Source organism: Shewanella sp. S1-49-MNA-CIBAN-0167 (genome assembly GCF_040310145.1).
GTDB lineage: Bacteria > Pseudomonadota > Gammaproteobacteria > Enterobacterales > Shewanellaceae > Shewanella > Shewanella psychromarinicola.
In genome coordinates, this window is the sequence record NZ_JBEOPO010000019.1 from 87,228 (window position 1) to 95,950 (window position 8,723).

General features: G+C 42.2%; 11 protein-coding genes and 1 tRNA gene. 6 read left to right on the forward strand and 6 right to left on the reverse strand.

The genetic code is table 11. The features are described 5' to 3' along the window. The first annotated feature begins 4 nt into the window (after positions 1-4). Genes lolA through serS form a run of 4 tightly spaced genes read left to right on the forward strand, consistent with a single transcriptional unit; the run spans position 5 to position 3,661 of the window. Complete coding sequence (gene lolA, locus AAEZ00_RS10895; protein ID WP_124011625.1) at positions 5-649, forward strand: outer membrane lipoprotein periplasmic chaperone LolA; 645 nt, start codon at positions 5-7, stop codon at positions 647-649. A gap of 8 nt (positions 650-657) precedes the next feature. After that, entirely contained in the window at positions 658-1,989 is a 1,332-nt protein-coding gene (locus AAEZ00_RS10900) for a replication-associated recombination protein A (protein ID WP_351076243.1), read from the forward strand. Further along, complete coding sequence (crcB, locus tag AAEZ00_RS10905) at positions 1,982-2,356, forward strand: fluoride efflux transporter CrcB (protein ID WP_101031882.1); 375 nt, start codon at positions 1,982-1,984, stop codon at positions 2,354-2,356. Before AAEZ00_RS10900 ends, crcB begins: the two co-directional genes overlap by 8 nt. A gap of 18 nt (positions 2,357-2,374) precedes the next feature. Then, positions 2,375-3,661 carry a serine--tRNA ligase gene (gene serS / locus AAEZ00_RS10910; protein ID WP_124011623.1) on the forward strand — a complete coding sequence of 429 codons (1,287 nt, stop codon included), beginning with the start codon at positions 2,375-2,377 and terminating at the stop codon, positions 3,659-3,661. Positions 3,662-4,118: 457 nt separating this feature from the next. Here the strand turns inward: serS and AAEZ00_RS10915 are convergent, their stop codons facing one another. From AAEZ00_RS10915 to punR, 6 genes are all read right to left on the reverse strand, one after another. Beyond that, positions 4,119-4,457, reverse strand: a complete 339-nt coding sequence (locus AAEZ00_RS10915; RefSeq protein WP_124011622.1) for a TusE/DsrC/DsvC family sulfur relay protein — start codon at positions 4,455-4,457, stop codon at positions 4,119-4,121. Then, positions 4,451-4,756: a sulfurtransferase complex subunit TusB gene (tusB, locus tag AAEZ00_RS10920; RefSeq protein WP_124011621.1), complete on the reverse strand. Its 306-nt coding sequence runs from the start codon at positions 4,754-4,756 to the stop codon at positions 4,451-4,453. Before tusB ends, AAEZ00_RS10915 begins: the two co-directional genes overlap by 7 nt. Then, positions 4,753-5,109, reverse strand: coding sequence for a sulfurtransferase complex subunit TusC (gene tusC / locus AAEZ00_RS10925; protein ID WP_124011620.1), 357 nt, complete (start codon positions 5,107-5,109; stop codon positions 4,753-4,755). Before tusC ends, tusB begins: the two co-directional genes overlap by 4 nt. A gap of 19 nt (positions 5,110-5,128) precedes the next feature. Beyond that, positions 5,129-5,518, reverse strand: a complete 390-nt coding sequence (gene tusD / locus AAEZ00_RS10930) for a sulfurtransferase complex subunit TusD (protein ID WP_124011619.1) — start codon at positions 5,516-5,518, stop codon at positions 5,129-5,131. 65 nt (positions 5,519-5,583) lie between these two features. Next, positions 5,584-6,243 (reverse strand): Bax inhibitor-1/YccA family protein, encoded by a 660-nt coding sequence (locus AAEZ00_RS10935; RefSeq protein ID WP_124011618.1) that lies wholly within the window; start codon positions 6,241-6,243, stop codon positions 5,584-5,586. 203 nt (positions 6,244-6,446) lie between these two features. After that, positions 6,447-7,349 carry a DNA-binding transcriptional activator PunR gene (gene punR / locus AAEZ00_RS10940; protein WP_101031875.1) on the reverse strand — a complete coding sequence of 301 codons (903 nt, stop codon included), beginning with the start codon at positions 7,347-7,349 and terminating at the stop codon, positions 6,447-6,449. Between the two features lie 325 nt (positions 7,350-7,674). Between punR and AAEZ00_RS10945 the strand changes: the two genes are divergently transcribed. Together AAEZ00_RS10945 and AAEZ00_RS10950 are read left to right on the forward strand one after the other, a co-directional pair. After that, positions 7,675-7,764 (forward strand) — tRNA-Ser (locus AAEZ00_RS10945). Between the two features lie 98 nt (positions 7,765-7,862). Next, positions 7,863-8,723, forward strand: an 861-nt coding sequence (locus AAEZ00_RS10950; RefSeq protein ID WP_351088632.1) for a site-specific integrase, incomplete at its 3' end; no start/stop codon positions are given.

Consider the following 8,723-nt stretch of genomic DNA (forward strand, 5'->3'; position numbering starts at 1 on the left):
GATGATGAATAAACGTTTTATAGTATTAAGCCTATTATTGACAACGAGCTTAAGTTGCTTTGCCGCGATGGCAGATGACGCAACCCAATTACGCGAAAAGCTATCTAATATTGATAGCTTGCATGCGACATTTTCCCAGCAAGTGACCGACATTAACAATAAACCAATCCAAAGTGGAAGCGGCGTGTTTGCGCTTGCGTACCCTAATCAATTTTACTGGCATTTAACTGAGCCTGATGATTCACTGATTGTGGCCGATGGTGTTAACTTGTGGATTTATAATCCCTTTGCTGAAGAAGTCACAGTAATGGATGTTGCTCAAGCGGTTGATGCATCACCTATGGCCTTGTTGGTTCATCGAGATGAAGCCACATGGGCTAAATATTCAGTCACCAAGCGTGCCGTTAACGCTAAAGCAAGTTGTTTTGATATCCAACCTAAAAAACTCAACAGTAATGTTGTCGCCGTAAGTGTGTGTTTTGAAGCGAGTCAATTAGTTAAATTTAACTTAACTGACGAGCAAGGTAATCTAAGCCAATTTGCATTGACTCAGCAACGCACGGTGAAACCTGATGAAGCCAATATATTTGAGTTTGCCGTGCCCGATAACGTTGATATAGACGATCAACGTTTAAAGCAAACTAACTAAGTTATTTGATGGCTAATTTAGGTTTTGATTTTTCCCCAGACTTTCGCCCCTTGGCAGCTCGTATGCGTCCAAGGGAAATTAGCGAATATATTGGTCAGGCACATTTATTAGGTGAAGGTCAGCCTCTGCGTAGGGCGTTAGAGGCTAACCGAGCTCATTCGATGCTACTGTGGGGGCCGCCTGGTACAGGCAAAACCACCTTAGCAGAGTTAATTGCCCATTATGCCAACGCCCATGTTGAACGTATTTCTGCGGTGACATCGGGCGTAAAGGATATCCGGGCCGCCATAGAGCAAGCCAAGGCTATCGCCCAAAGCCGCGGTCAACGTACCTTATTGTTTGTCGATGAAGTCCACCGGTTTAATAAAAGCCAGCAAGATGCATTTTTACCTTTTATTGAAGACGGTACGGTCATTTTTATTGGCGCCACCACCGAAAACCCCTCATTTGAAATCAATAATGCCTTATTATCCCGGGCGCGGGTTTACCTGATTAATCGTCTCACACCAGACGAAATAAGTTTGATTGTTACCCAAGCATTAACCGATGAAGAACGGGGTTTGGGCAAACGCCAGTTAACATTACCTGCAGATGTGGCCAAGCAATTAGCCGACATTAGTGATGGCGATGCACGAAAAGCCCTTAATTTACTTGAGCTAATGAGTGATTTAGTCAGTGATGGTGGCGCATTTACCACCGACATGCTCACTCAAGTCGCGGGGCATCAAGCTGCGGGTTACGATAAAAATGGCGATCAATTTTACGATTTAATTTCTGCAGTGCATAAGTCGGTGCGAGGATCATCTCCCGATGCCGCTTTGTATTGGTATTGCCGCATTTTAGAAGGTGGCGGCGATGCCTTGTATGTTGCACGACGTTTATTAGCCATTGCTTCTGAAGACATTGGTAACGCCGATCCTGTCGCCATGACCGTTGCACTTAATGCATGGGATTGTTACCACCGTATTGGGCCCGCTGAAGGTGAGCGCGCCATTGCTCAGGCGGTGTTGTATTTAGCTAGTGCGCCTAAAAGTAATGCTGTTTATAGCGCATTTAACGCTGCGCGTGAGTTAGCTAAGCAAACTGGACACGAGCCTGTGCCGAACCACCTTCGCAATGCCCCGACCAAATTGATGAAAGAAATCGGCTTTGGCAAAGAATACCGTTATGCTCATAATGAACCGGGTGCTTATGCTGCTGGGGAGAATTACTTTCCTGAATCATTGCAACATAGCCAATTTTATCAGCCTACTAATAGAGGTTTTGAAAAACGCATTCAAGATAAATTAGCGCAGTTAAACCAACTTGATCAACAAAGCGAGGACAAACGCTATGACTAATGTGTTCTTGGTGGCACTAGGTGGGTCAATTGGTGCAGTTTTACGCTATCTTCTGTCAATTTTTATGATCCAGCTATTTGGAAGCAGTTTTCCTTTTGGTACACTGTTAGTCAATCTATTGGGATCGTTTTTAATGGGCGCCGTTTATGCGATGGGGCAATTAAGTCATATTAGCCCTGAAATTAAAGCGCTTATTGGCATTGGCCTATTGGGCGCGTTAACGACGTTTTCGACTTTCTCGAATGAAACCTTACTGCTGCTGCAAGAAGGCTTATGGCATAAAGCTATTTTAAATGTGTTGTTGAATGTCTCCTTATGTCTATTTATGGTGTATTTAGGTCAACAACTTATATTTTCTCGCGTTTAACTAAAAAGAACTGACAACATGCTAGATCCAAAATTTTTGCGTAATGAACTGGACATCACCGCCGAGCGTTTAGCCACTCGTGGCTTTATTCTTGAAGTCGATAATTTGACCAAGCTTGAAGAAAAGCGTAAATCGCTTCAAGTGGCTACCGAAGACTTACAAGCCTCGCGTAATGCGATATCGAAGTCGATTGGTCAAGCTAAAGCGCGCGGCGAAGACACCAGTTCCATTATGGCGCAAGTGGGTGATTTAGGTGCGCAGTTAGATGCAAAGAAGGCTGAGCTTGCTGAGTTGTTGCAACAGATCAATAGCATCGCCATGAGCATGCCAAATTTGCCAGACGAATCGGCTCCCGTGGGTGCTGATGAAAATGACAATGTAGAAGTACGCCGGTGGGGTACCCCAAAAGTATTCGATTTCGAAGTCAAAGATCATCTTGATTTAGGTGAAGCGTTAGGTGGATTAGATTTTAAAAGTGCGGTAAAAATTACCGGTTCACGTTTTATTATTATGCGTGGCCAAATTGCCCGTTTAAATCGTGCTTTAGGTCAGTTTATGCTAGACCTACACACCACTGAACACGGCTATACCGAAACATATGTACCGCTATTGGTTAATGAAGACAGTTTATTAGGTACAGGTCAGTTACCTAAATTTGGTGAAGATTTATTCCACACTAAACCGGCCACAGAAGAAGGCCAAGGTTTATCTCTTATCCCCACTGCAGAAGTGCCATTAACCAACTATGTGCGCGACATGATTGTGGATGAAAGTGAACTGCCGATGAAAATGACCGCATTAACCTCATGTTTCAGAAGTGAAGCTGGCTCTTACGGCCGTGATACCCGCGGATTAATCCGTCAGCATCAATTCGACAAAGTAGAATTAGTGCAAATTGTTCATCCAGATAATTCAATGCAAGCGCTTGACGAAATCACCGCAAATGCTGAAAAAGTATTACAGTTACTAGCATTACCGTACCGCACCATGGTGTTATGTACTGGTGATATGGGCTTTGGTTCAAGCAAAACCTTTGATATTGAAGTCTGGTTACCGGCGCAAAATACTTACCGTGAAATTTCATCTTGCTCGAACATGAAAGATTTCCAAGCCCGTAGAATGCAAGCCAGGTACCGTAGCAAAGTCGATAACAAACCGGCTTTATTGCACACCTTAAATGGCTCAGGTTTGGCGGTTGGTCGTACGTTAGTGGCCGTGCTTGAAAACTATCAAAATCAAGATGGCACCATCACAATACCTGAAGTATTACGTCCATACATGGGTGGCTTAAGCGTGATTGGTTAATATCACTTTTCCCTAGCCGTACTCAATCTTAGGCGCGGCTAGGATTTTAATCATTAGTCTTGTACAAGATAGAGCTTAGACATTCATCTTCTAAAAAGACCTGTATGTTTTTGCGCGTTGAGTGACCCCGCAATCCGTAAACCGAGTTAACGGCGTTACTGTATCGCAGCACATATTTTACTCCTACATTGTATTGGAAATTGTGTCACTCAGTTTGAGTTGGTCACATATTTATAAGGGTTGGTACAACCAGCAATGGGTTCAAGTCGGCGTGATAATCGTAGGCTTATCTATTTATCAGTTATCTTCTTTTTTATTTTGTTGGTAATTGTTGAACTAGCTCAAGCAGTATTTATAGTGATAGAAAATATATTTCCAAAATAACCTCAGTTAAGGTTAGCCATTTAAAAAGCCCGCTTAAGATGACTTAAGCGGGCTTTTTTGTAAGCCTTTTCTGCTATAAACATTTTGCCGGTTTTGGCAAACCGGCAATTTTTGTTGCTTGTTTTGCGGGACCAATCGGGAACAAGGTATACAAATATTTAGAGTTACCTTTATCCGCGCCTAAACGTTGGCCAATAGCTTTAACTAATACTCGAATGGCTGGACTGGTTTTGTACTCAAGATAAAAATCACGTACAAAACGGATCACTTCCCAGTGTTGTTCGGTCAACTCAATATTCTCAGTGGCAGCAATAACAACAGCCATGGATTCTTGCCAGTCATTGATGTTGTTTAAATAGCCTTGATGATCGGTTTCAATTTGCTGACCATTAAATTCAAAAAAATTTACCACGTGATGACCTTATCGTGTAACAAAGATTGTTCAACAAATTGTGAATAATCAATAATATCAAAAGAGCTTGCAGTCTTATTCGCTAACATCATCAAGCGTTCAAATAAGCCTCTTGCTACAAGATCATCTTGCAGCACAAACAGCTTAATGTTTGCTAAACGTTGTTGCCACTGGGTTTGTAACAAACAATTCACCGCATCGCTAGACAATAAAATACTGTCAGTAGGGTGAATATACCGCAAGCAAGTATTTAAGGCATCGTCACTCATTGTTGATGTTTGGATATGATGTAATATCAAAATACTAACACCTCATCAGCCGCTTGCAGGGTTTTGGTGATCACCTCTGGAGTTGCCACTGTGGCCGCAATACTAAAGTCATTGGGGTGTACTCCTAATGTGGTCATTGATTCAGCACAAACCAATACGGTATCAATATCGTAAAGAGAAAGCGCTTTAAACGCCGACACATAATCTTTAGAGCCTGCTTGTTCGGGGGTTTGGCCTGCCAGTAAATGTAATACCGCTTCATTGGTAAATACCAGACTCACTTGTTGCTCAAAGCTTGCGCTGAGCATGGCAAAATCTAACCCTTCACGGGTACTTGTGGTGCCAAAAGGGGCATGCCTAAAAATAATCACCAGTGATTTCATTGTCTATTCCACTAATACCTTAAAAACTAATTAATCTATCTGCTTGCTCAATACCCACCACTAATTCACCTAAACCGCCCATGGTAAATGCGTCGCTGCTATTCCATTGTGGTTTACCATTTTCCGTCGCATCTTGTTGCGATAATACGCCACGCCGCAGAGCTGCAGAGACACAATTGGTCAGCGGTATCGTATGTTTTAATGACAATGATTGCCAATTGGAATGCATATCAATTTCGTCAGAAGCAGGACAGGTGAGGGCATTACTGTTAGTTACGCCATCTTGATAGAAAAAGACATTAATGATTTGATGGCCATTGGCTAATGCGCTTTGGCAAAATGCTAATGCACGAAAGCTGGCCGTAGAGCCATAAACGCTTCCATTTACTTGAATGATGAATTTGCTCATGATAAAAAAAATGACCCTAATGTAGGGTCATTTTAACGTAATTTGCTAGTGAACTCTATCGACGATTAGTCGTCGCTGCCAATACCCATTAAATGTAGTAGGCTTATGAACAAGTTCAAAAAATCTAAGTACAATGAAATAGTCGCCCGAACGTAGTTTGTTTCGCCGCCATTCACGATACGACTGGTGTCATAAAGAATGAAACCGGTCATTAGCAACGCAATACCTGCGTTCATTGCCATAAATAATATTGAGCTACCGACGAATATATTAATGACCATCGCACCGATCATCACTAATAAACCCGCAAATAAGAAGCCGCGCATAAATGAAAAGTCTTTCTTCGTGGTTAACGCATATGCCGAAAGCGACACGAAAATGATAGAGGTTAAGCCTAGTGCCTGCATAATTAAGCCAGGACCATTTGCCATTCCGGCATAATGATTAAGAATGTAACCTAGTGAAGCACCTTGCATACCCGTAAAAGCAAACACCCAAAAAATACCTGCAGAACTGTCAGCTTTTTTGAGTGTTACAAATAACAATACCAAGCTACCAAGCGATAAGCCTATTGACATCATTGGGCCAAGGTTTATCGCCATGGCAAAACCAGCAGTGACAGCAGAGAATGCTAATGTCATCGCCAGAAGCATGTAGGTGTTTTTTAACAGTTTATTGACATCAGTAGTCGATAGACTGGGTGATATAACTGATTGTTGATTCATTATCGTCTCCAGGTGTTAACTCAATGATTCGCTCTACGAGAAAAAATATTTCTCACTCTGAAGCTAAATCTATTTGTATAGCGTAAGCAATGTATATTAAACCAAAATTAATTCATAACTAACATCATCTTAATAGTTGCTAATTTAACATATACGGTTTGATAAGTAATGCTATTACAAAAAACATATTTGGCGTAACAGGATTAACTAAGCCATTCTTTTTTTAGTTTTTCGGTATCACCTAGGTGATCTAATACCCACTGCATTGCTGGGCTCATGTTGGCATTATTCCAGGCTAAACAGCAGGCTGTGTCTTGCTTTGGTGTGGCGAGTTGTTTTTCTATGAGCGCGCCGGCTTTAATAAAGATATCGGCCAAATGGTATGGCATATATCCCACGCCTAAGCCTTCTCTAAAACAATTAATCGCTCTGATCCAATCAGGTACCACAATTCTGCGCTGATTATTCAGCAACCAATTAGGTCGATGGGCAATATTATGGGCGGTATCTTGCAGGCAAATTGACGGATATTGCAATAACTCTTCATCGGTTAATGCATGCTCTGCGATAGCTAAAGGGTGGTTTTTACCGACTAAAAAAGACCACTCAATCATCCCCATATGGCGGGACTTAAATGTACCACCAACAGGAATGCTTGACGTTGCACCAATGGCGATATCGCTTTTGCCGCTGGACAAAGCCTCCCACACTCCATTATAGACTTCTAAGCGGATAATCAATTCTATGTCGGTAAAGTGGCGATAAAAATCAGCAATTAAGCCACTGATTTTGTCAGCACGCACCATATTGTCAATCGCAATAGATAACGAAGGGCGCCATCCATTAGCCACTTTTTGTGTATCACGTTTAATATTATTAAGCTTGGTCATAATGTCACGCGACTGGGCCACAAAATGTTCACCAGCGGGCGTCAAACTGACACTGCGATGGTGACGCTCAAACAATATTACCCCTAAGTCATCTTCAATTTGTTTAATTGCATAACTCACCGCAGACGGCACTTTATTCAATTTATTGGCTGCGGCGGTAAAACTACCCACACGGGCCACGATATCTATCATCTCGAATGCTTGTTCTGAAAGCATCTCGCTATCCTTGGCATTGGCAAAATTACTAGCAGTAAAGGTAAACATTAACCCTAATCAAATCAAGCAAAGTTGCCGTTATCGGCTGTTTAATCATGTTTTCGCTTAGCCCATTGTTATATTCGCAGCTTAATAGCCGATAGCGCAGTCGCGTGCTTTTGGTGTTGAGTGAGTCAATACCATTGAGTAATATTAGCTGCGCAATACATTTTGAATCACCGAACAGCAGATGATAAGTTAATTTGTGTGTTTAATAGACACTTAACGGGTTATTTGCAATTTACCCTTTACACCAAAGGGTCATTATCATATTATTCGCCCGCTCGGAGGGATGGCAGAGTGGTCGAATGCACCGGTCTTGAAAACCGGCAACGGTTTATCCCGTTCTAGGGTTCAAATCCCTATCCCTCCGCCACATTCTAAAGTGAAAAAGCCATTGATAATCAATGGCTTTTTTGCTTTCTAGCATTTGAAAAATCATATTCTCAGACCCAAAACGGATGACTGAGACATATGTACCTATTCAGAGCCACAAATTGTACCTATTACACCCGCATGGTGTTACCTGCTTCTCTACGTGATAAAGGCTTCGCTGCCGACATCAAAGTATCTTTGCTAACTAAACAGCGCTCAATCGCTATTGGCCGTAATCTTGTGGTTGCGGGTATCTTACGACCATTAATCAGCAGCTTAACGCCACAATCACAGCCAGATGCATTTCAAGCACACGTTAATCAATTGATTAATGATGCCCGTGCAGGCTTTGTTGGGGCAACAGAAACGCTTGATGATAACGCCAAACCAGTGCGGGAAATCATCCACTTTATTCCCACTCGGCCAACGCAATTAGCCCATAATAGTGCGACATATGACAATTATCCCTCATCAACAAAGTTGGCTTTGTCAAATAGTTCTGGTAGTAAAAATCAAACGAATTCAGTTGCTAACGTCACATTGTTGGATGCGTTAATTAAATTTATTGCGTCTAAACAAAAGCAGTCTGTCTCAGTGTTAACGGTAAAGCAGCTAAATCAACGTATAGGCCACTTTATTGAGCGAACCCACCTAGATGATGTATTTGACATAACCAGCGCTGAGGCGATGGAATACAAAGATTGCTTGCTCGAAGAAGGTCGAAGCCATAAAAGCAATAAAGACTACCTCGCGGCGGTGTCGCAGTTCTTTAAATGGTGCAAACTGATGCGCTACACCAGCGCTAACCCGTTTGATGAAGTGAAACTGTCAAAGCCAAGTAATCAAGCTGGGCATGATTTAGCGCGTCAGCGCTGGCAACCAGAGCAACTAAAACACGTACTGCAATCACAAGACTTTATCGATAAACAAGCTGACTTTAAATGGATAACGCTATTGATG